This window comes from Bernardetia aquimarina (assembly GCF_042180575.1).
Taxonomy (GTDB): domain Bacteria; phylum Bacteroidota; class Bacteroidia; order Cytophagales; family Bernardetiaceae; genus Bernardetia.
Map to the genome: position 1 here is coordinate 4,590,463 of NZ_CP170094.1, position 24,344 is coordinate 4,614,806.

At 31.8% G+C, this 24,344-nt stretch carries 17 protein-coding genes; 7 read left to right on the forward strand and 10 right to left on the reverse strand.

Annotation, left to right across the window (positions count from 1 at the left end):
• Nucleotides 1-52 precede the first annotated feature (52 nt).
• Nucleotides 53-7,630 carry a lamin tail domain-containing protein gene (locus tag ACE193_RS19635; RefSeq protein WP_375559914.1) on the forward strand — a complete coding sequence of 2,526 codons (7,578 nt, stop codon included), beginning with the start codon at nt 53-55 and terminating at the stop codon, nt 7,628-7,630.
• 512 nt (nt 7,631-8,142) lie between these two features.
• Nucleotides 8,143-8,781: a transposase gene (locus ACE193_RS19640; protein WP_375559915.1), complete on the forward strand. Its 639-nt coding sequence runs from the start codon at nt 8,143-8,145 to the stop codon at nt 8,779-8,781.
• Between the two features lie 88 nt (nt 8,782-8,869).
• Here ACE193_RS19640 and ACE193_RS19645 read toward each other — a convergent pair whose 3' ends face one another.
• Entirely contained in the window at nt 8,870-9,007 is a 138-nt protein-coding gene (locus tag ACE193_RS19645; protein WP_375559916.1) for a hypothetical protein, read from the reverse strand.
• Between the two features lie 11 nt (nt 9,008-9,018).
• Nucleotides 9,019-9,192: a hypothetical protein gene (locus ACE193_RS19650; RefSeq protein ID WP_375559917.1), complete on the reverse strand. Its 174-nt coding sequence runs from the start codon at nt 9,190-9,192 to the stop codon at nt 9,019-9,021.
• Between the two features lie 258 nt (nt 9,193-9,450).
• Between ACE193_RS19650 and ACE193_RS19655 the strand changes: the two genes are divergently transcribed.
• Nucleotides 9,451-10,875 (forward strand): DUF4435 domain-containing protein, encoded by a 1,425-nt coding sequence (locus ACE193_RS19655; protein ID WP_375559918.1) that lies wholly within the window; start codon nt 9,451-9,453, stop codon nt 10,873-10,875.
• On the opposite strand, the gene ACE193_RS19660 is transcribed toward ACE193_RS19655, so the two are convergent.
• The 3 genes from ACE193_RS19660 to ACE193_RS19670 form a co-directional block, all read right to left on the reverse strand.
• Nucleotides 10,870-11,952, reverse strand: coding sequence for a transposase (locus ACE193_RS19660; RefSeq protein ID WP_375558860.1), 1,083 nt, complete (start codon nt 11,950-11,952; stop codon nt 10,870-10,872). The two genes, ACE193_RS19655 and ACE193_RS19660, sit on opposite strands and share 6 nt — an antisense overlap.
• Nucleotides 11,953-12,257: 305 nt before the next feature.
• Nucleotides 12,258-12,797: a DUF559 domain-containing protein gene (locus tag ACE193_RS19665; protein WP_375559919.1), complete on the reverse strand. Its 540-nt coding sequence runs from the start codon at nt 12,795-12,797 to the stop codon at nt 12,258-12,260.
• A gap of 80 nt (nt 12,798-12,877) precedes the next feature.
• Complete coding sequence (locus ACE193_RS19670; RefSeq protein ID WP_375559920.1) at nt 12,878-13,723, reverse strand: hypothetical protein; 846 nt, start codon at nt 13,721-13,723, stop codon at nt 12,878-12,880.
• Nucleotides 13,724-14,601: 878 nt separating this feature from the next.
• On the opposite strand from ACE193_RS19670, the gene ACE193_RS19675 reads away from it, so the two are divergent.
• The 4 genes from ACE193_RS19675 (at nt 14,602) to ACE193_RS19690 (ending at nt 19,195) form a co-directional block, all read left to right on the forward strand.
• Entirely contained in the window at nt 14,602-17,961 is a 3,360-nt protein-coding gene (locus ACE193_RS19675; RefSeq protein WP_375559921.1) for a tetratricopeptide repeat protein, read from the forward strand.
• A 91-nt stretch (nt 17,962-18,052) separates the two neighbouring features.
• Nucleotides 18,053-18,205, forward strand: coding sequence for a hypothetical protein (locus tag ACE193_RS19680; protein WP_375559922.1), 153 nt, complete (start codon nt 18,053-18,055; stop codon nt 18,203-18,205).
• An 81-nt stretch (nt 18,206-18,286) separates the two neighbouring features.
• Nucleotides 18,287-18,886 carry a Uma2 family endonuclease gene (locus ACE193_RS19685; protein WP_375559923.1) on the forward strand — a complete coding sequence of 200 codons (600 nt, stop codon included), beginning with the start codon at nt 18,287-18,289 and terminating at the stop codon, nt 18,884-18,886.
• 57 nt (nt 18,887-18,943) lie between these two features.
• Complete coding sequence (locus tag ACE193_RS19690; RefSeq protein ID WP_375559924.1) at nt 18,944-19,195, forward strand: hypothetical protein; 252 nt, start codon at nt 18,944-18,946, stop codon at nt 19,193-19,195.
• Between the two features lie 288 nt (nt 19,196-19,483).
• Here ACE193_RS19690 and ACE193_RS19695 read toward each other — a convergent pair whose 3' ends face one another.
• From ACE193_RS19695 to ftsZ, 5 genes are all read right to left on the reverse strand, one after another.
• Entirely contained in the window at nt 19,484-20,329 is an 846-nt protein-coding gene (locus tag ACE193_RS19695) for a M28 family metallopeptidase (RefSeq protein ID WP_375559925.1), read from the reverse strand.
• A gap of 255 nt (nt 20,330-20,584) precedes the next feature.
• Entirely contained in the window at nt 20,585-21,004 is a 420-nt protein-coding gene (locus ACE193_RS19700; protein ID WP_375559926.1) for a phosphoribosyltransferase family protein, read from the reverse strand.
• Between the two features lie 61 nt (nt 21,005-21,065).
• On the reverse strand, nt 21,066-22,112 hold the full coding sequence (locus tag ACE193_RS19705) for a threonine aldolase family protein (protein ID WP_375559927.1): 1,047 nt from the start codon (nt 22,110-22,112) through the stop codon (nt 21,066-21,068).
• Between the two features lie 146 nt (nt 22,113-22,258).
• The gene (locus ACE193_RS19710; RefSeq protein ID WP_375559928.1) at nt 22,259-22,483 is read right to left on the reverse strand and encodes a hypothetical protein; all 225 of its coding nucleotides are present in this window, start codon (nt 22,481-22,483) and stop codon (nt 22,259-22,261) included.
• Nucleotides 22,484-22,570: 87 nt separating this feature from the next.
• Nucleotides 22,571-24,202, reverse strand: a complete 1,632-nt coding sequence (gene ftsZ / locus ACE193_RS19715; RefSeq protein ID WP_375559929.1) for a cell division protein FtsZ — start codon at nt 24,200-24,202, stop codon at nt 22,571-22,573.
• Between the last annotated feature and the right edge of the window lie 142 nt (nt 24,203-24,344).

Here is a 24,344-nt window from a genome sequence, read left to right on the forward strand (position 1 = left end):
AAAAATCTTGTAATTTAGAGAAAACAAAAAACACTCTCAATTTTATAAGAAAATGAAACAGTTTCTACTTTCCCTTTTATTCAGTTTTTCTCTTTATTTTACTTTTTTACTTCCTGCTTTTTCTCAACTGACTGATGATTTTTCAGATGGAGACTTTACCAACAACCCTACTTGGACTGGTGCAAATTCTGTCAATACTGCTACTGGTTTTGTCGTAAATGGAAGCAATCGCCTTCAGACTGATTTGCCTAGTGGAGGTTCGGGAACTCGTTTTGCCTATTTATCGACTCCCATTACATTAGATTTAACGACTACAAATTACGAATGGAATTTTGATGTACAACTCACTTTCACAAGTCCAGATCCACCAAATAACACCAACAAAGCAAAGGTATTTTTACTTTCTGACCAAAACGATTTATCAAATTCTTTGAATGGATATTTTATCGAAATTCAAGATGTGGTTACGCTGCAAAGAAAAACAGGAACTACCGAAACGATTATTCCACTTCAAAATGGAACAACGACACCTATTTCTAGCCCAGTCAATGTTTCCGTTCGTGTGATTTATATTACTGACACAGGTTCTGGAGGTTCTTGGTTAGTTTTTGTAAATGGCATTTTGCAGGGAGAAGCCACCGAAACGGCTACTTTTGCAGCAAATCACTTTGGTGTTTTGTATAATTATTCTGCCAATACAAGAAGAGATAATTTCATTTTTGATAACGTAACTATCGCTCCTTATATAGATAATACACCTCCGACTGTAACAGGCGTTTTTGGTGCTGCGCCAAATCAAATCCAAGTTACTTTTGATGAACCTTTGAATACAACTTCACTTCAAAATACAGATTTTACGGTTGCAGGTTTTGGCAATCCAACACAAATAACAACCGAACCCAACCAAGCACAAAACTTTAGACTTACTTTTGTAAATAATTTTGTTGTCGGAACTTCTTACTCCTTGAATGTTCAAACTGTCGAAGACCGTTTTTCAAATGTAATCGTTCCTTCTTCTACACCTTTTGTTTTTGCTGATAATGCTGCTCCTTTAGGACAAACACTGACCGTACTTAGTCCGACGACTTTACAATTAGATTTTACAGAAGAAGTAACCATAGCAACAGTTCAAAATAGTGCAAATTATGCTCTTGCAGGAAATACGGTTTTGTCTGCTGTGCGTGATAATACAGATTTAAAGCGTGTTTATCTTACTTTTTTAGATGAATTTGATGATAATACGATTTCTTCTTTAGACATTTCGAATATTGCAGACCTAGCAGGAAACGTAATGCCAGTTACTCAAACGCTAACTTTCAATTACGACACCGACCGTCCAGATGTTTGTTTCTTAGGTTGTGTACAAGCTCTTTCTGCAAATCAATTACGAGTAATTTTTGATGAACCAATAGACCCAATTTCGGCTGGAATTTTAGGGAATTATGAAGTTTTGGGAACGATTGGAAATCCTACAAGTATAGTTTTAGAAACTTCAAGTACAGTTTTAATTAATTTTGCTGCTTCGTTTATTCCTCAACAAATCTATGAACTTCGCATCCGAAATGTAAAAGATTTACAAAATAATGGAATGACAACCCGTACAAGAGATTTTTCTTTTGACCCTCTTGCGCCTTCGGTTGTTTCTGCCCTTTTATTGCCTAATAATCAAATTGAACTTACTTTTTCAGAAATGGTAGAGAGTTCATCAAGCCAAAATACAGCAAATTATTCTCTCAATAATGGAATTGGAAATCCTACTTCTGCCATTTTATTACCTTTTGATACAAAGCGAGTAAGATTAACTTTTGGAAGTTCTTTAAATGATATTTCAAACCTTACTTTATCTGTTCAAAATGTTAGAGATTTACAAGGAAATACTTCGGCTCTCCAAACCTTTAATTTTAATACTCTAGCTCCTTCTATTTCTAAAATAAATGTTCTTTCAAAAACAGAAATTCAAGTCATTTTTTCAGAAAATATACAAACAGCAACAGCACAAAATACAGCAAATTATACCGTAAACAATGCAATTGGAAATCCAACAAGTGCCGTTTTGAGTGGTGGAAATACTGTTACTTTGACTTTTGGAAACAATCTAAATGAAAATACGAACTACACACTTTCTGTCCAAAATGTTCAAGATTTGGCTACAAATGCAATCGTTTCAGCAACTCAAAATTTTACGTATCGTCCAAGAATTACAACTGTTTTAGTTCTTTCGCCTACCGTTGTAGAAGTTACTTTTGATTACGAACCAACGGCTGCCGATGCTCAAAATGTAGCAAAATATTCTGTCAATAATTCGATTGGCAATCCTGTTTCAGCTCAAGGTGTAAGTGGAGAACCTACAAAAGTGCGTTTATCTTTTTCTTCTGTTTTCGTTCCAAATACTGATTATACACTTACAGCAGGATTTTTTAATCTACAAAATGAAGAAATTGCGCCAGTTTCTGAACACATTTTTCGTAGAGATACACAGCCACCAAGCGTTTTGAGTGTTGTCGTTTTGGATAATAATGAAATTGAATTGACTTTCTCAGAAGCAATTACAGAACTGACAGCAGAAGCATTAAATCATTACAACCTTACAGGCTTTGGACAGCCGATTGATGCAAACCTAACTTCTCCTACAAAAGTTGAACTAGAATTTAATTCTGATTTTCAGCCTTCTACAACTTATTCTTTAACTGTAAACTCTATTCAAGATTTGTTGGGAAATACACTTACTTCTCAAACGGTTTCATTTTCTTTACCTACTCCTCCTGCTCCAAATTCATTAGTAATTACAGAATTGATGATTGATGAAGACCCACAAGTCGGACTTCCTGCTTATGAGTTTATTGAAATTTATAACTCTTCGAATACTACACAGCAATTACAGGGAACAAAACTATACGACGGAACAGGTTTTTCCAATTTTGCAACACTTGGAAGTTATAGTTTACCAGCAGGAGAATATTTGATTTTGTGTGGAAATTCGGCTTTTGATAGTCTTTCACAGTTTGGAAATACGCTTGCCGTTACGTCTTTTCCTTCGCTTTCAAATACTGGCGAAACGCTGCGTTTAGTAGGTGCTGATGATGTAGAAATTACAAAACTTACTTATTCGTCTTCGTGGTATCAAGACCCACAAAAAGACGACGGAGGTTATACATTAGAAAGAGTTGATATAAATTCGGATTGTGAAAGTCCTGCAAATTGGAAGGCTTCAAATGCCCCACGAGGAGGAAGCCCAGCAGCCGAAAATTCAGTTATCGGAACAGTAAATGACACCATTCCACCAAGTATTACAACAATTTTATTAGGAAGAAACGGAAATACAGATAGTTTAGAAGTCAATTTTTCTGAATCTTTAGATAGTTTAGACTTAGTAAATACGTCTTTTTATTCTGTTGATAATGGGCTTTCTATTTTAAGAATTGTTTATCAAAATGATACAAAAGTAATTCTGTTTTTCTCTTCTGCCATTCAATCAACGGCAATTTATACTTTGACAGTTCAAGGTTTGGAAGACTGTGCAGGAAATAATATCACTACTGGAAGAAATACAGCCACTTTTGGAATTGGAAGGATGCCGAATCGTTTTGAGCTTTTGATAACCGAAATAATGGCTGATGAAGATCCACAAGTTGGACTACCAAAGGCCGAATATATTGAGATTTTTAATACCACAAGTTCACCTTTAAACTTAGGAACTGTAAAACTGTCTGATGCGACAAACACGATTGATTTACCTTCTTATCTTCTTGCACCAAATAAATATTTAGTTTTGACAGCTACTTCAAAAGTAGATAGTTTGACGACTGTTTCGGGTGGTATTCAGAATGTTTTGGGAGTTACTTCTTTTCCATCGCTGAATAATACAGGCGAAAAATTAGTTTTGAGAGATTCTACAAATGCAGAAATTCATAGCGTAGATTTTAAAACTTCTTGGTATGGGGACGCTGCAAAAGCAAACGGAGGTTATTCTTTAGAAATGATTGACCCAACTAATTTTTGTGGAGAAGAAAGCAACTGGATAGCTTCAAACGACCCACGAGGAGGAACTCCAGCAACTCAAAATTCTGTTTTTGCATCTAATCCTGATACTGAAAAACCTATTTTGTTGAGTGTCAGAATAATAAATAATACGGCAACTTCGACAGAACTTTTACTTACTTTTTCGGAAAAATTAGATGCTGCTTCTGCTCGTAACGCTTCAAATTACTCAGTCACAGGAATTGGAATTGCTACCATTTCGCATTCAGATAGTTTATCTACAAATAAAGAAGTTAGATTATTTACTTCTACTCCTCTTAATCCTGCAAATAGTTATTCTTTGACTGTTCAGAATGTAAAAGATTGTGCAGGAAACATAATTATTTCAACTACAAAAACTATCGGAATTGGAAGAATGCCTATTTATGGAGAACTTTTAATTACTGAAATAATGGCAGATGAAGACCCTCAAGTAGGTTTGCCAGATGCTGAATATTTAGAAATTTATAACAAGACAAATGACTTTCTGAATTTGGGAACAGTTAGGCTTTTTGATGCTACAAATAGCGTTCGTTTGCCAGAAGTTGCGATTGCTCCAAATAGTTATTTGACTTTAACGACGACTTCAAAAGTAGATTCTTTTTTAGTTCAAAATATAGAAGTTTTGGGCGTTCCTTCAATGGTAAGTTTGAATAATGGAGGAGAACTTTTACAACTTCGAAATACAGACGGAATACTTTTACACGAAGTAAATTATTCAACTTCTTGGTACAGAGATTCTAATAAATCAAATGGAGGTTATTCGCTTGAAATGATTGATACTGATAATTTGTGTGGAGAAGCCCAAAATTGGAAAGGTAGTGACGACCCAAGAGGAGGAACGCCAAGCCAAGAAAACTCTGTTGCTGCACCAAATCCAGATAACGAAAACCCTACAATTACGAATGTTTCTTTAATCGGAATAAATAGAATTTCAGTTCTTTATTCTGAAAAAATGGATAGCGCATCTATTGTAAACCCTTCAAATTATACGCTACAAAATGCAAGTATTGAAAACATAATTTGGCAAGAAAATAACCAACTAGAAATTGAATTTTTACCAAATTTAGAACCAAATCAAGTCATAATTTTATCGATAAGCAATATAGAAGATTGTGCAGGAAATACGCTTTCAGAAAGTCAAGTTTTTGAGTTAGGAATTGGTGCAATGCCTTTGCGTTTTGAAGTTTTGATAACAGAAATAATGTCAGACCCAGACCCAGCCGTTGGACTTCCAAATCGTGAATACATTGAGGTTTTTAATAATTCGGATAAGCGTTTGGATTTATCAAAAATGACTTTGACAGATGCTACAAATACAATTTCTTTGCCTTCAAAAATATTACAACCCAATGAATATTTGACTTTAACGAGTACAACAGCAGCAACAGAATTTAGAAATCAAGGAATTTCTGTTTTGGGTGTAACGAGCTTTCCAAGTTTAGGAAATGAAGGCGAGCCGTTGATTTTGAAAAACACAAATGGGCAGTTAGTTTTTGAAATAAATTATGAAAATAATTGGCACGAGGATAATCAAAAAGCAGATGGTGGGTATTCCTTAGAAATGGTTGATACAAATAATCCGTGTGCAGAAGCAAATAATTGGACTTCTTCGGATGACCCACGAGGAGGAACACCAAGCGCACAAAATTCTGTTTTTGGAGTAAATCCAGATACGCAAAGTCCACAAGTTACCAATTTACAGGTTGTGAATAGTCAGACTTTGATTTTAGTTTTTGATGAAAAAGTAGATTCACTTTCGGCTGTTACGGTTTCAAATTATGTTATTTCGCCTTCTATTCAGATTGAAAGTATAGAATTTATCACTTCAAAATCCATTCAAATCAATCTACAAAATGCACTTCAAACGGCTACTTTGTATGAAATTTTGGTAAATGGAATTACGGATTGTTCTGGAAATGCAGTTTCAAATCTTCGTTTACCGTTTGGACAAGGCACAAATCCACAATTTGGAGAACTTTTGATTACTGAAATAATGGCTGACCCTGCGCCAGTTGTTGGTCTTCCAGAAAGTGAGTTTTTAGAACTGACCAATAATACAGACCAAATTTTGAGTATAAATGGCGTTACTTTGACTGATGCAACAGGAACTTCTGCGCTTCCTATTTTTCAATTATTGCCAAATGAAAGAATTATTTTGTGTCCGACAAGTTCGGTAACAGCTTTTGCAAGATTTGGAAAAACGATTGGAATGAGCAGTTTTAGAACGCTAGATAATGGTGGCGAACCTTTGATTTTGAGAAATAATGAAGGAAAATTACTTTTTGAAATTACTTACGATGATGCGTGGCATTCGGATAATGACAAAAAAGACGGAGGTTATTCGTTAGAAATGATTGATATGTCTAGTTTTTGTTTGGAACGTGAAAATTGGACTTCTTCAACTTCGAATTTGGGAGGAACGCCAGCGCAAGTTAATTCTGTAAATGGAACAAGTGGCGATAATGTTGCGCCAAAAATAATCAGAGCAGAAGCCGTAAATGAAACAACGATACGCATTGTTTTTGATGAAAAATTGGATAGTTTACAAGCCGTTCAGTCAAGAATTTTGATTCAAAATAGCAACATTACCATCACAGATAAAAACCTAGATGCAACTCGTAAAATCTTGACACTTACGCTTTCAAGTCCTTTAGAACTCAAAACGGTTTATACCTTAGAAGTAGAAGCGATTACAGACTGTGCAGGAAATTTAATTGCTCAAAACACAACAGCACAAGTTATTTTGCCTGAAGCTGCCGAAATTGGAGATATTATTTTGAATGAAATTTTGTTTAATCCACCTACTGACGGAACGGATTTTGTCGAACTTTTCAATAATTCGGATAAGTACATCAACCTACAAAATTTCAGTTTAGCCAATCTAAATACTGACGGAACAATCCGAACGCAAGAAACCATTTCAGAAGAAGTTTTGATTTTAAAACCGTTTGAATACATTGCTATTTCTACTTCAAACGAACAGCTTTTGATTCAATATCCAAATGGAAACGAAGAAGGATTTTTTGAGGCAAAATTACCAACTTATTCCGATACAGAAGGAACAGTAATTTTATTTGATAATCAGAATACCGAGCTAGACCGTTTTGCTTACGATGAAGATTTTCATTTAGGACTTTTGAAAGATGATGAAGGCGTTTCTTTGGAACGAATCAGCACAGACGCACCAACACAAGACGCAAATAATTGGCATTCGGCAGCGCAAAGTGTAGGTTTTGGAACACCTGCCTACAAAAACTCACAAAGCAAATCGAACTCTACACCAAGTTCTGATGAATGTTTGAGAGCAGAACCACAAGTTTTTTCGCCAGACAACGACGGTTTTGAAGATTTCACACAAATCTATTTAGACTGTGCCGACATAGGCGACCTTATCACTATCAAAATTTATGATACGCAAGGAAGGAAAGTTCGTGATTTGGTTCAAAACCAGTCGGTAGCCTTAGAAAACACCTTTATTCGTTGGGACGGAACAGCCGACGACGGTAGAAAAGTACGTATCGGACATTATATTTTGTTAGTAGAAAAGTATAATCTCAATGGCGATGTGCAGTATTTGAAGATGCGTGTGGTGGTGGCTAGTAGGTTTTAAAGTATAACAGGCTTCCTAGTCTGTTGAATTAGAAAATACCTATACATCAGACTAGGAAGTCTAACATACCAAATTGTATAACAGACTTCCTAGTCTATTGAATTAAAAAAACTATACGTCAGACTGGGAAGTCTAACATACTAAATTGTATAACAGGCTTCCTAGTCTATTGAATTAAAAAAACTATACGTCAGACTGGGAAGTCTGACATACTAAATTGTATAACAGACTTCCTAGTCTATTGAATTAAAAAAACTATACGTCAGACTGGGAAGTCTAACATACTAAATTGTATAACAGACTTCCTAGTCTGTTGAATTAAAAAAACTATACATCAGACTAGGAAGTCTAACATACCAAATTGTATAATAGACTTCCTAGTCTATTGAATTAAAAAAACTATACGTCAGACTGGGAAGTCTAACATACTAAATTGTATAACAGGCTTCCTAGTCTATTGAATTAAAAAACTATACGTCAGACTGGGAAGTCTGACATACTAAATTACATTCATGATAAAAGAATTTTATAGACGCAATTTGCCTCATTGGACACCACTAAGAGCAACTTTTTTTGTTACCTACTGTTTGGCTGATGCAATTCCACAAGCTATGTTAGAAAAAATGGCTGAAGAATTTATAATGCAAGTAAATCAATTAAAAAAAGAGCCAAATTTTACCCCTTCTATGCTTAGTGATTTGCATAAAAAGCAATTTGCAAAATATGATGAATGTTTGAATAAAGGATATGGAGAGCAGTATTTGAAAAAACCTGAAATAGCAGAAATTGTAAAAAATTCACTACATTATTTTGATGATAGTAGATTAGAACTTATTAGCTACTGCATTATGTCAAATCACGTTCATGTGATGTTTAGATTATTTGAAAAAGATAAATTAGATAAACCTATCACTTTGTCAAAAATAATGCACTCTATAAAAAGCTTTAGTGGTAGTGAAATCAATTATAAACTAAAACGAACAGGTACGTTATGGCAAGCAGAAAGCTACGACCATTGGGTTAGACATAAAAATTCTTGGAATAGAATAGTTGATTATATACTAGACAATCCTGTAAAAGCAGGATTAGTAGAAGACAGAAAAGATTGGAAGTGGAGTTACATAAAGGAAGACTACAATGAATTTATGTGATATTATTCTGTATAACAGACTTCCTAGTCTGTTGAACTAATGAAATTCCTATTCGTCAGACTAGGAAGTCTGACATACATTAAATTGATTATTCTTTTTCAATTTTAGGAAGTCCGTGTTTAGCGATTATTTCTTTTACTTTTGCTAATTTTTCAGGGAACATATTTATATTTTTGTACTGTTCTAATCGTTTTCTAAAAACGATTTTTGAACCTTCTTTTTTCATATTTTTTGATTTTAAAGTTCTTTCAATAATTCTTCAAAAGGCTCATCGTCATCTAAAACGCCATGCAAAGCCAAAACATTTTCAGTTTTGTAATTTTGAGATTGAATAAGTGAAGAAAGATTTATCTTATCTTTTAAAGGTTTTGCATAACGTAAAATGACACTTTCTTTTACGATTTTATTCAATAAATCTTCAAAATAAGCTAATATTTTATCTTATCCAATAAAGCTGTAATTCTACTTTTTCACTGTTCTATCAACATATTAGTATTATTTGGTTTGGAATATATTTGTAGCTAATTTAATGAAAAATTATGAATTTAATGAAAATACGCTGCTTTTAGAAAAACACAATCTCAATGGTGATGTGCAGTATTTGAAGATGAGAGTTGTGGTGGCTAGTAGGTTTTAAATATTTTCATAACATTCAAAATAAACATAAATATGGATATTTCTTTGCCAAAAAATGGATCGTCTAAAAACGAAATATATTCTATTAATTCAGATATTGTAATAATTGGGGCAAATGGCTCTGGAAAAAGTCGCTTTGGTAATTGTATTGAACAAATAAACAAAAATGTTTATAGGATAGCAGCTAGAAAACATTTAGATGTTCCTTCAAGTAGCATATTAAGTTCATTTGATGGAGGTGAGAAAGTTTTAAAACAAAGACTGCAACAAGGAGGGGTTTCTTCTATGCAAAATGCTTCTGAAATGGTTATCCAATTATTATTTGCAGAACAATCTAGTCACAATCAATTGTATGTTGATGCTAGTCGGAGTAGTAACAATAAAGTAGAAATTACAGAGTCTAATATAGATATGTTAGAAGACATTTGGAAACAACTAATACCAAATAGAAAAATATCGTTAAAGGATTTAAAAGTCAAAGTTGAAACTAACACAGGTATAGCATATAACATAAATGAAATGAGTGATGGAGAAAAAGTAATGCTCTATTTGATTGGTCAATGTTTACTTGTTCCTGATAATTCTATTTTAATAATTGATGAGCCAGAAATTCACATAAATAAATCCATACTTGCTTATTTATGGAATCAAATAGAAGCTAAAAAACCTAATTGTTTATTTATATATATAACTCATGATTTAGATTTCGCTCTTTCTAGAAATAACTCTCAAAAAATATGGGTCAAAAGTTACAATAAGAATTCAACAAATAATATTCAAATATGGGATTGGGAGTTTTTAAATCAAACTGATAATATCCCAGAGGAATTAACTCTAAAATTATTAGGAAATCGTAAGCCTATTTTATTCGTAGAAGGAGTTAAAAATAAAAGTTTAGATCTTAAAATTTATGAAGCTATATACACAGATTATACTGTCATTGCTAGAGATGGTTGTGATAAAGTAATAGAAGCAACAAAAACTTTTAAGGACAACCCATCACTACATTTTAACAAAGTATTTGGAATAGTAGATAGAGATTATCGTTCTGACGATGAAGTGGAAAGCTTAAAAAACAATGGAATATATACTCTTGATTTAGCAGAAATAGAAAATCTTTTTTGTATCATCGAACTAATTGAAATAATTGCAGATAATCAAGGAAAAGATAAAAATGAAGTCTTAGAACAAATTACAGATTTCGTAATTAAAAAGTTAGAAGGTAACTTAGAAGAACAAGTATCAAAGCGTACTGCATCAGAAATTGGTTATCGTTTAAATACCTTGTCAAACCAAAAAATTCAAGGTAAGGAAAATATGAAGAATGAATTTGATAAAGTTACAAGAAACCTTTCAAATGAATTAGATGAAATCTATAAAAAAAACCAAACATTATATAGTAATATTATAGAAAACAGGGATTATACAAAAGCATTAAAATTTTATGGTTCTTTATGAATTCGGTTGCAAATACACTTTATCACTAAAAATAAATCGTATCATTTTCTTGAAATTATGAGTGTATCTAAATCCTCTAGCTACTCTTTTAATTACCTGTATAGTTGAATTAATTCCCTCTAAAATACCATTTGTTAGTTTAGAAGAAAAGTAATTTATAATACCTTCAAAATGACGATATATTGTCTTTGTGAATGGATTTTTGGGTTTTATTTCTTCTGCAAAATCAGCCATAAACAGTAATTGTGCTTTGGCTTCTTCTATTGATTTGTTCTCGTAAAAACTTTCAAGTTTTTCCATACTAAGTACTAGACTATCATAAATTGGTGTTTTCTTTAACTTTTCTAAGTGTTTGTATAATAACTTAATTACATGCCATTTATCAAAAGTAAGAGCTGCATTTGGAAAATATTCATTGGCTGCACTAATGAAAGCAGGAGACATATCAATAGAAATCTCCTTTACTGTATTAGGATTAGGATGGTGTAGAGCTAATTGCTCAAAAGTAGCCCCTGATTTCCCATCTTCTATTGCAATTATTTTTGAAGTTTCCATATCTATAAAAGAAGTGATATAATCATGTCCTTTTTTAGTAGAAGTTTCATCTGCTCCTATTTTTCTAACTGCTCCTAGAGGTGGATTTTCATTTAAGTCTTGCGTATAATAGTGATAAATGTGTTCCACTCGCTGTGTATAAATACCTAGTTGTTTAGCTACTTTTTGAAAACAATGATATATTTTTAGTAAATCCATTACTTTTTGCTCATAAAGTAGAGTAAAACGAGAAAACTCTCTAGAAAAATCTACTTTAAGTTGAGAAGTTTCTTTAGTAATTTTGTTTTGATAAATAGGTAGTTTACAATGAATAAAACAGCGATATTCAAAAATATTTAAATGCTCCCACTCTCTATCTTTATAGCTATGAATACGCCAGTCTTCAAAAGCAGAAGGACGGTAAGTAGAACAAACTTCAACATAAACATGAACCTTTTTGGCTAATTCATCTTTATCAATTTGACGAATATGAAAAGGAGCGACAATATGTAATAATTCATCAAAAACAATTACACTATCCATAAAAATGATATTTGTAATAAAGAGAAAATAAATGCTAATTTAAACATTTGCAACTAAAATCATAAAGAACCAATTTTATAATAACAAAGGAATATCAAAAGAAATAGATAAGTTTTTTTCGTTGAAAAATGATTATACCAATTTAATTATAAGGCTTTTGCAAGGGAATAAAAAGCAAGAAATAACTAATGCTTTAGAAAAATACTTACCAAAACTTCCATAACTTATATTTCTCAACTATTGTCAGAGTTATTTCGGATTACCGAAAACTACTTACAAAGTTTTTTAGTGAAAAATTACGCTTTCTACCCAAAAAGCCCACCATCATCTTTAGGAAAATGCTTAGTTCTTTGGGGATTTTCTGTATAAACAACTCCTCCTAGTTTATTGATAGTATCTTTTACTAGAGAAATGGATTGTTCCAATTCTGATTCTATTTGGTATGTAGTAAAACGTAGAATATTCCAGCCTAAGCTACTAATTTCATTATTTCGGATTTTGTCGTATTTGACATCATTTACTTTTGTGTGATACTGGTCGCCATCAAATTCTATTTTATAATATTCTTTGTTTGATTTACTATTTTGTGGTTCGTCTTCAAAAAGTTCTTTTCTCAAAACTCTTTTTATATTTTTTATTTCGGCATACCACTTTATAGTATATTTTTCTGCTCCAAATACTTTGGTTTGGTAAAAAGCCAAATACTTTACAATCGTAGTATCACGTATATTTTTGGGCGCAGATTTAACAGGAATCCTATACCAACCCTTTTCTTGAGCAATCAGAAAATCTTTTTTGTTGTTCATTAAGGCTACTAAAACATTATTTTCTAAATTTTTATGCATGTTTATTAAGTTTGATATATCAACTTCAAAATAACATTTTTTCTTTTAGGTTCAGTTGTGTTTCTTCTAAATAGTGTTGATTATTCGGATTTCATTTTCCATTCTTCTCGTGCTGTTTTTGAAACGGCTATCAGAGCTAGAAATAGAAAACTGAATCCGAATAATACTATAAAAGTTATTTTCACCCAATTTAAGTCATTATCAGTATCTGCATTTGTACTTACATTTACCTCAAAAAAAAGTATTTCACCAAAAATAAAACAACACAAACAAACTAAAGCTACAATCCAACTCATTACTTTAGGAAATTTCCATAAAAGACCAGCAACTCCAAGCAGTACAAAACCTAAAAAAGTAAGCCCTAGACCTTCACTAACTGAAATATGCCCTCCTGTTTGTGTAGAAAGAGAAATAACTCCTATTCCTATGCTTATAAAAGCAAATGAAAAAATTCTATGAATGCGTAAAAAATAAGGTTTCTGTTCTATTTGATTTTGATTATTTTCTTCAAATTTATCTAAAATCGTCTCATTATTTTGTGTCAATAAATTCGGTTCAGAAAAGCTAGAATGCTGACTAAAAGAAAGAAGAAAAACAGAGATAGTAAAAAAAAGAGTAAGGCTCACAATAGAATCTCCACTAAGTAAATTGTCTTTGAAAATCAAACAGAGAGAAAATATACCTGTAAAATAAACAGCATTTATTATCATTATCTTTCTATAAAAAAGACCTATCAAAATCATCATAAAAAAAGGAAGTAGAATAAAAAATGATAGTATTTCGTGTTGAGAAAAATTTGCATCTATAAAATACATATCTAAATTCTTGATTTGTTGCTTTACTGTAAAGTGAACAATATAAAATAACAAACACCCCACAGAGGCATAAAACCCCAAAACTAAATTTCTAAAAGTAGTTGATTTCATAATTTAATCATAATCTCTAAATAAACCCTAAACATACTATAAAATTAATAAAAAAGAGTTGATTTTCGTTCTTACCTCTCACTCTTAACTTTTAAGTGTATGTGCTTTTTTTATATAGCCGTTTTATGGATTAGTTTTAGCTTGCATTATAAGGTTTAAGTAAATGAGTAGAATTAAATATAACTAAAAATACCGTAACTTATTGGTAAATGATTTATATGATTTTTAAGATAAAATGAAGATAAATGCAATTTCAAATTTAATTTGTTATTCTATTATATAATTTTGCATTATCTTGTAATTATCATAGTAATCATAAAGATCACTCGCTAATCAGTCATTACTTATACTTAATTTTGTCCAAGTACTTATATTTATCAACAAATTAATGTAGATGAAAAAGTTTGTCAGAATAGTAAAATGAGTATTTAGTGCTGTTACTAGTGAACTGGGTTTGAGTAGAAAAGGCTGATGAGATATTCACAAAATTGGTCGGCAGGTGCTAATCAAATGGTAGAATACAAAGTAAAGGTAAGTTTCAACTGTAAATGGATAGAAAATCTAGCTAATTTGGGTAGGTTTAGTAACTTTAATAAAAGTAAATACGTGGAAGACAAGGGGTGCATAACAAATTGTCGCATAAACAGGGTTAAAACCCTGTTTATGCGACAATTTGTTATGCACCCAAGACAAGCTATGCAGAGCAACTTTTTGAAAAAATACTCCTATAATAGTGCATTTAATTTGGGTATTTTATTATCTTATTGTTCTACTACGAAATATTATCTTAATTTTGTGATTTATTAAGTTACCTTAATAGTAATATAGTATTCTATAAAGAAACTTATTGTTCCATATACATCTATTAATTAAGAAAAATGAATTTCAATTTTATCAAAGGATTAGTATTACTTACATTACTTATTCCTTCCTACTGCTTTGCTCAGAATGCAAAAGCCCCTAAAGATTCAAAAAAAGTAATGGCAAAAGCTATTATAGCTCATGATAAAGGAGATTATACAAAAGCTGTTGAAATATACGAATCTATAAATCCAAGTGATACCAATTATGTAACCGTTCTCTCAGAGAAAGCTCTCTCACTGATGTACGACAAGAAGTATGAGGAAGCGATTGAAGCTGTTGAACAAGCCATGCTTTTAGATGATGGAGATAATCAAAATTATTTAGAAAATATACTTGCAAGTTGTTATGATGAACTAGACCAGTACGACAAAGCAATCGAACTCTACCAAGGAATCATAGAGCGAAATCCTTTTTCAACAAGTACTTTCTATAATATAGCTGTTACCTATTCAAAGAAAGGAAAAACAAATGAAGCGATTGATGCATGTGAAAAAGCTGTTCGTTTGTCGCCTACTTATGCCTCTGCTCACGGTCTTTTGGGTAATCTAGCCATTATGCAAGGCTATGAAACTCGTGCAATTATGGCATATACTACGGCTCTTTTGGTCAGTCAGATTGGTAGTGAAAAAGCACAAGGATATTTAGCTGTATTGGAAAGTATCTCTAATGGAACTTCTGTGGTAAATGAAGGAGAAGAACTTCAACCTGTATTAGATAACACATTATTTTCTGAATTGGATGCCATCATAGAATCAAAAATTGCATTAGATAGAAAGTATAAAGCAAAAGTCAAAATAAATGGAGCTATCTTAAAACAATGGCAAGTAATTTTTGAAAAATTTAATTATCAACCTAATACGGATGATTTTTATATGAATTATTATGGAAAGTTATTCCAAAAATTTATAGCTGCTGACCAATTAGTTATTCTATCTTACTTTGGTGCAGCTACTGCAAACGTGCCTAAAGCAGTAAAATATATAACTAAAAAGAAAAAGAAGAGAGATGAGTTTATAACCAATGCAGCAACACTTTTGGTATCCGAACGCCTAGACCAAATATCTTTTCCAGAATCTGAATATTCAGAAGACAAAGGAAAAGAATATACTGTTTGGTATGACGGTGGTGTTGTCGTGGTAGTAGGAAATGCAAAAAATGGTAATTCAGATTTTCCTTATGGAATGTGGCGTTATTATTATGAGAATGGACAAGTTAGGTCTATTGGTATGTTTGATAAAAACAATAAACGTGAAGGAAATTGGAAGTTTTATCGTAAAAATGGAAAACTAGCCAGCATTCAGTATTTTAAAGATGGAGTGGTCGATGGAAAAGTAGTTTTTTATTATCAAGATGGAGAGCAGCCATCAGAAGAAAGAATGTATAAGAAAGATGTCTTAAATGGCTTGCTCAAAAGTTATTATGCTTGTGGACAACTTAGTTACGAAGTCAGTTTTAAGGATGAAAAAAAAGAAGGAGTAGCTAAAAGTTATTATCCTTCAGGAGAATTAAAACAAACTGAAAACTTCGAAAATGGCGACCTAGAAGGAGAAACAATTTCTTATTTTCTTACTGGAGCTAAAAGTTATATCACAAACTTTAAAGCAGGAGAAAGAGATGGAAAGTTTTTGAGCTATTTTGATAATGGAAAGCTAGAAGAAGAGAGTAATTTCAAAGAAGGCAAGCCAGAAGGCAATTCGACTAGCTATTTTATTAATGGACAAGTAAAACAAACACGTACTTTTAAGGACGGAGAGCCTACAGGTATTTGGCAAAGCTACGACCGTCAAGGAGTACAAACTGAAAAGACTGAGTACATCACAGAAGGAAAAAATCAACTTTTCAAACAAACTAATTATGAAGACGGCAAGCCTCAAGCTATTTTTATTCTTACAAAAAGCAAAGGAAGTGAAAGCTATGATACAGCACTAAGTTTAGAGTTTTTTGATGAAAAAGGAAATAGCATAGCTACTTACAAAGACTTAGATTCGAAAAAAGAACAAAAAGTGAAGTACTATTATATAGATGGTAATTTATTTAGAGAAGGAGCTTTCAAAGAAGGTAAAGTAAATGGAGACTGGGTAGAATATCATCATACAGGAGCAAAAAGTGTAGAGTATTCTTACAAAAATGGAATGGATGTAGGCACAAAAACAGTCTATAACTTGTTGGGTCAAAAGATAAAAGAGTATTCTTATAAAGACGATGAAATAGACGGACTTTATAATGAGTTTTATAAAAATGGACAAGTTTCTCAAACAGGCTGGTACATAAATGGAGAGCTTGAAGGAGAATGGGTTGATTATTCACCAACAGGAAAAAAAGAATCTAGTATTTTCTATTTTGGAGGAACACCTTTTGGATATAAAAATAATTATGCCCCAGATGGAGAATTAGACTACCTTACTTATACTTATGGAGGTGTTAATAAATTTGTTACTTCTTATGATAATGAAGGAAAACAAATATTTCACAAACCTTTAAATGTGAGTAAAAAAGATACATTTTTATTGAAATATCCTAACCAACAAATTAGATTACAAACATTCAACGAATGTGGAGAATCTGTTGGCAAACAAACATTTTTCTATGGAAATGGACAAGAAGAAATCATAATTCCATTTAAAGGAGGGGAAAGAGATGGAAAAGCAATTGGATATTATCCTGATGGAAAACTTCGTGTAGAGGGAACTTATGAATATGGAGAACAGCACGGAGAATGGAAATGGTATTTCCCAAATGGAAAACTTAGTTTTGTTGGTACATACGTCAGAGGGAAAAAAGATGGATTGTTCATAAATTATTTTCCTAATGGCAAAAAAGAAACAGAACAATACTATAAAGCCTATTCTGATTACCAAGACAATGAAGCCTACAAATTACGTTGGTACAATTATGCAGGAGAGCTACTTTATGAACGCAATTACAACAAACATGATGAGATTATTTCTTTTGAATCAGAAGGAACTCCTCTTACATCTGTAAAAGTAAAAAGTGGCGAAAATATAGAATTGGAAGCTAACTTTAAAAATGGAAAGCCTTCTGTCAGAGAAACCTATAAATCAGGTGTTCTTAATGGAAAACGTACACATTATTACCAAAATGGACAAGCTTTTTGGGAAGTAGAATTCGAAAATGGAATCAATTCAGGCGAATGGAAACAATATTATCCAGACGGAAACACAATGGAAGAAAAACAATATAAGTTTGGAAGATTAGAAGGTTCTCTGAAACGATACCATCCAAATGGTAAATTAGCTGAAGAATATACGTATGTTAATGATGAGAAACATGGGGAAGCCAAAATCTATGATAAAGATGGAAAACTTATCCGTACAGAAATATATAGAGGCGACCAATTAATGGAAGTAAAATAATCAGCCTTTCATAATTGATTTACTTAAAATCCATCTTTTTACTTTTGTGAAAAGATGGATTTTATTTGGTATATACATTAAAATTTAAAACATGCACACCCACAAAATATCCAATCAAAAACACATTCATTTTCTAAAAGAAGAACGTAAAGACCCAATTACTGGAGATTTGATTGTAGAAGGAGATGAAGTAGTTTTTTGTAAAACTTGTAAATCTGCTTTTTTGAAGTTTGGAAATGTATAAACAGTTTTATTTATCTCTATTCTTTAATTTTAGTAGAATTGATTAACTTGTAAAAACAACAAAAACGTAAATCAAAAAATCATGCAACCACAAGTAAATTATCCATTAAATGAAAAACTAACATTAGAAGAATATCTAAAATTAGAACAAGAAAACCATCAAAAATATGAATATCACGATGGCTATGTCTATGCTATGGCAGGAGGAACAGATAATCATAATACAATTACAATGAATATTTCGGCTAGAATTCATTTAGCATTACTAGATAAGTCTTGCCAAATAAAAAATAATGACACAAAATTATGGCTAGAAAACAAGAATACTTATGTTTATCCTGATGCAATGGTTTTTTGTGGAAAGCCAGAAGAATCTGAAAACCTAAAAGATGCTTTTAAAAACCCTGTTGTCATTATAGAAGTTTTATCAAAATCTACAGAAGGCTATGACAGAGGTGATAAATTTCGTGCTTATACACAAATCCCTTCTCTTCGTCATTATGTTTTGATAGAACAAGACAAAATACAAATCGATATTTATTCTAGGAAAAGTCATACATCACTTTGGGATATTCGTTTTTTATCTAGCTTAGAAAATATACTTGAGTTAGAACTTTCTAAAACCGAAACGCTTACTATTCCACTTAGCAGAATTTATGATAGAATAGAATATGATAAATAAATCATTGCAAAAAAAATAATGCACATCCATAAAATATCTAATCAAAAACATATTTGTATGAAAAAGTGTCTTTTATTAATTCTGCTTATTTTTTTGATTTCATCATTCAAAAATCCTTTACTGCCTCGTTATACTTTGGCAGATTTTAATTTAAAAGGAAAAGTGCAACTCTTAACTTCTACTTCATATGACATAAATCCTCATACTCAAGAAAAAACTCATTCTAGTACTATTGACAAAAATAATGTAAAAACAGATGAAAATTATAAAATAACATCAGAAACGTATCGTAAAATCATTTATTATTAAAATTAGATTTATCTAGTTTTTTTCAGGGCAAACGCACGAAAATAAAATGTGTAATTTTATACTCTTTTTGACCTATTTTTTTAGTTTTAAAATTCAAGCGAGGACGCTTGAATTAGACAAAAACTGATTTAAGCGTCCTCGCTTGAACCAATTCTTAAAAAATAAAATTTCGTGCGTTTGCCCTAAGTTTTTTCATTCTTTGATAATTATTCATGTAAATTTTACTTCTTTTGAATTATCCTAAATTAATTTCTCGTTTTTCAAAGCTCTCTAATTCAAAAAAAGAAGCTATATTTTGAGTAATGTTTCCCAAATCAAATTGGACACTCTTTTCATACTTTCTTCATTCAAATGTTTACTCAAATCACTTGGTTTGTGATAATGCTGAAAAATAGGAGCTTGATTTATAATTTCTGATAACCTAAAAAAACTCTCTCCATTTTCTTGTGCTTCGTAATACTGATAAGAAATCTCTATATCTTTTTGGGAAATACACGTAATTGTAAACGCATCTTGAAGTTTTGCATGTCTGAAACTCACATGGTCAGCCGAATTTGTAACAATTTTATCAAAACGCTTTGTAAAAACACCTTTTTCTTTTGCTGTTTTTTCTAGTGTTTGTAGCAGTTTCCCAGCCTCAAAATTCTCTTCCAAATTCCAAAGTGCAAGTTTATCTCCCTGTCCCAACATTTCAAGATTTATAAGTCCGATTAGTTTTTCTTTTCGTATTTCTTGTCTTCCAAATTCCATTATGTAAGCTCTTGAACCTAGAAGATTTTTCTCTTCTTCATCAAAAATAAAAACAGTTATATCAGAAGCTAGGTTCTCTAAAAAAGAAGGGTTTAGTTTTACTTCTTCCTTTATTCTAATCAAAATATCCAAACAAACAGCTATTGAAGTAGCATTATCATTTGCACCACCAGAATTAGGAACAACATCAAAATGCGAGCTTATTCCGATAAAAGGTTTATTTGTTTCTGTATTGTGGGTTATTCTGATAATTATATTTTTGCCTGTTTTATAGTGATGAATTTGATACTTTATTTGGTGTTTTTCCAAAAAATGGATGATAAAATCAAAACGTTCTTCATCAGTTTTATTTTCTAGGTTTTGAACAATTTTTAGGAGGTTCATTTTTTATTTGATTTTGATTATTGTCCACAGCAGAATCTATAGAATACTCTGACAGAAGGTTTAAATTATTAATTCTAACTCATCTCTATATGCCTATTAATTGCATTTCTTTAAAATAATAGGTTCTTTGACAATTTTTGCACCTACTCGTTTTCGTCTATCATTTGATATTTTGAGAATTGTAGGGAAAAGACACGTCTTTTCCTACCCAGTAGTCAATTTTACTTATTTTTAGTTTTATATAGACGGTCTGCCCTACGAGGCTGACCTATTTATTTGAAAATGTCTAGTAGTATACGTTTTTCCTTTGATACTTTGCTCTTTTTGATATTCTCTAAAGGTATCTTTTCGTCTTTGCAGTTCAGCCAACTCTTCCTCTATAATTTCTTTAAAATCATCTGCAACTAATCCTTGTTTTTTCAAAATTGCTTCCTTAAATACTATTTCTCCCATTTGTGTTATTGCTCCTGCGCCCAATTCTCTATTATTTGGACAACCAATTTTTCTAACAACAATAAAATCTAATGGCAACTCTAAAAATTTGGCTACCTCACTAGCTACTACTAAACCTCCTCTTACAACACCAATAATAATAGTGTCACTATTTTTTTGATAGTCGATGAGTTTGTGAGCTAATTTTTGACTTGCATCTGTTCTGTCTTGAAAGTTTGGCATTTTTGTTTAGGTTTTTGTAGTTAGAAAAATAAGTTGATTTATATGCTATCGAAAATCTCAACTAAACTGAAACTCCTTCTCTTTTAATCTCCAAAATTTCATTACAAACCCTTTCAATCATTTCTTTAGAAATATCCAAGTGTGTAACAATTCTTAGCCATTCTTTTCCAAAATTAGAAACTAGAACACCTTTTTTAGCTAATTCATTTTTGAATTTTTCGGACGAATAATTTGATTCAATTCGAAACAACACAATATTTGTTCCTTCAAAAATAACTTCTTCTACTAGCTTATTTTGCTTTAAAGGTTCAGTAATTTTTCCAGCATTCTGATTGTCTTCTTTTAATTTTTCTATGTTGTTGTCAAGGGCATAAACTCCTGCTGCTGCCAAAAAACCAGACTGACGCATTCCTCCTCCCAAAACTTTTCGTACTCGTTTTGCTTGATGAATAAGTTTTTTATTTGCCACCAAAACAGAACCCACAGGAGCACCCAATCCCTTCGAAAGACAAACCGAAATAGTATCAAAATACTGTCCTAATTCTTTGGCTGATTGATTACGATATACCAAAGCATTAAAAACTCTTGCTCCATCTAAGTGGAGTTTCAAACCATTTTTCTTACAAAGCTCTGAAATAGCTTTTATTTCGTCCATTTGGTATGAACTTCCTCCTGCTTTATTGACGGTATTTTCTAATGCAACAACTCTTGAACGAGGAAAATGAATATCATCAGGCAAAATAACCTCTTCAATCATTTTGGGAGTCAGAATTCCTTTTTCGCCTTGTAAAAGCCTAACTGAACAAAACGAATTATAAGCAATTCCCCCTCCTTCATACTGATAAATATGCGAACGAATATCACAAATAATATCATCTTGTGGTTGTGTTAGTATTTTTAAAGCTATCTGATTTGTCATTGTTCCTGAAGGACAAAAAAGAGCAGCTTCATGTCCAAATAAATCGGCTGTTTTTGCTTCTAATTCTTTCACGGTTGGGTCTTCGTCCCAAACATCATCGCCTACTTTTGCATTCATTATAGCTTCTTTCATAGCTTGAGAAGGAAGTGTAAAAGTATCGCTGCGAAGGTCTATATTTTTGTTATTCATGTTTCTTTTTGACTATTTAATTGATTTTTGTAGTAAAAAACAGCTTTTTTTCTACATACAACTTAATTTCACTTTTCAAACTTACTATATATTCCAAAATTTTTATATAATCTTTCTTTGTGAATTCATTTAATGGTTTGGCTAATTTAATTATATTCATCTGAAAATAAAGATAGTTCTAAGATGTTTTGAGTTTTGCTTTTTGAAACAGCTTTTGTGGCATCTTTTATTGTCAAAAGGTTTTCATGTTCTTCGTGGAAAAGAACCAAACCTTTTATATCTGTACTATGAATAATAATAGATGGGTAGGTTATTTTTTCTTCTTTTTCTATAATTGCGATATTTTTTTCAATACTAAATATTTCATACAAGAGTTTTTATTATTGTACTTAGTTTTGTTCATAAAAAAACGCCTCATTTAAAAAAGGCGTTTTACATTTTAGATTCAAAATTAAGAGTTAATCTACATTATCATGTAAAAAACGATTTCCTCCCAAAAGCTCATTATCTTCATCTACTTTATAACGAGAACTTGAAGACTCTGACGAATGAGGCATTTCTTTTAATTTTATATTTCTACGAAGATAAGCAGGAACATCTCTACGTTCTTGTAATTCTTCATCACTCAAATCTGAAAGACTTTTTGTAGGAACAGAAATTGGTTTTTGCTGTTCGACTCTTTTTTCTGCGACTTGATTTTGAGTAACTGTATTTTGATTTTGAGAAGAATAATTTCCATTGCTCTCCACAGAACTTGTATTTTGTTGATTGTGAGTGTTTTGAGAATTCTGATTCATAAAGCCATAACTACTTACAGCAGGCGTATTTTGTGGTGCTTGGTTAGTTATTTTTTTTTTTGAATCGTCTTCATTAAAATAATCATCTTCTAAACTAAAGATTATTTTTTCATTCTTTTTAGGTTCTGTATAAACAGGTTTTGTTTCTTCCACAGGTTGTTGCTTTTCAACTTGTGGTTCTACTCTGTTGTGTTGAGTTGTTTCTTGTTTTTCTTCAAAAAAATCTTTTTTCTCGTAGTCTTTTACTTCGATTCTATTTTTGATTCTTTTATTACTTGTAAGGTCATATACTTTGCGTTCTGGTCTTTCTGGTGGCAAATCTTCTGAATGCTCAAAACCAGTTGCAATAATAGTAACACTAATACTATCTCCAAGTGTTTCGTCGGTAGCTTGACCAAAGATAATCTCTGCATCATCTCCAGCTTGCTCTTGTACATAATCTGTAACTTCTTCAAGCTCATCCATTTGGAATTCTTCTTCATTTCCAATAACAATAGAAAGCAAGATATATTTTGCTCCAAAAATATTGGTATTATTAAGAAGAGGAGAAGAAATTGCTCCTTCGGCTGCACGTCTTGCTCTGTTTTCGCCTTCAGCAGTAGATGAACCCATAACGGCTGCTCCTGCACCTTGCATAACTGTACGAACATCTTCAAAATCGACGTTGATTGTACCAGAAACAGTAATAATTTCAGCAATAGATTTTGCTCCTTTTAAAAGGACATTATCTGCTTGACGAAAAGCCTCACGCATAGAAGCCTTTCCATAGACATCTCTCAAACGGTCGTTTAAGATTACCAAAACTGTATCACAATGCTCACGAAGTGCATTTACACCTTCTTGCGCTCGTACTCTTTTAGGTCTTCCTTCAAAACTAAATGGAGCAGTTACGATTCCGACAGTCAAAACTCCTAATTCTTGAGCAATTTCTGCAATTACTGGGGCTGCACCTGTACCTGTACCACCACCCATTCCAGCAGTAATAAAAAGCATTTTGGTATTTTCGCCTAATATTTTCTTTATTTCTTCTTTACTTTCAATGGCAGCACTTCTACCACGTTCAGGGTTTGCTCCTGCACCTAATCCTTGTGTAAGTGTTTTTCCTATTTGTACTTTATTGGGAACAGGACTCAAGTCAAGAGCTTGTATATCTGTATTACAGATATAAAAATCTACTCCTTTTATTCCATGCAAATACATGTGTGCAACAGCGTTGCCACCACCACCACCAACACCAATTACTTTGATGATTGAAGGCTCTGTTCCGAAATTATAATTTGTAACGTCTGACATCATTGAATGATTATTTTGAATGCTCGTTTCAAGATTTTACTCTTATTTTTATAATTTATATTTTTAATTATACTAAAATTATTTTACTCTAAAAATGTGTAGTACTGAATGTAGCTTACAATATAATGTAATTTTAGCAGAT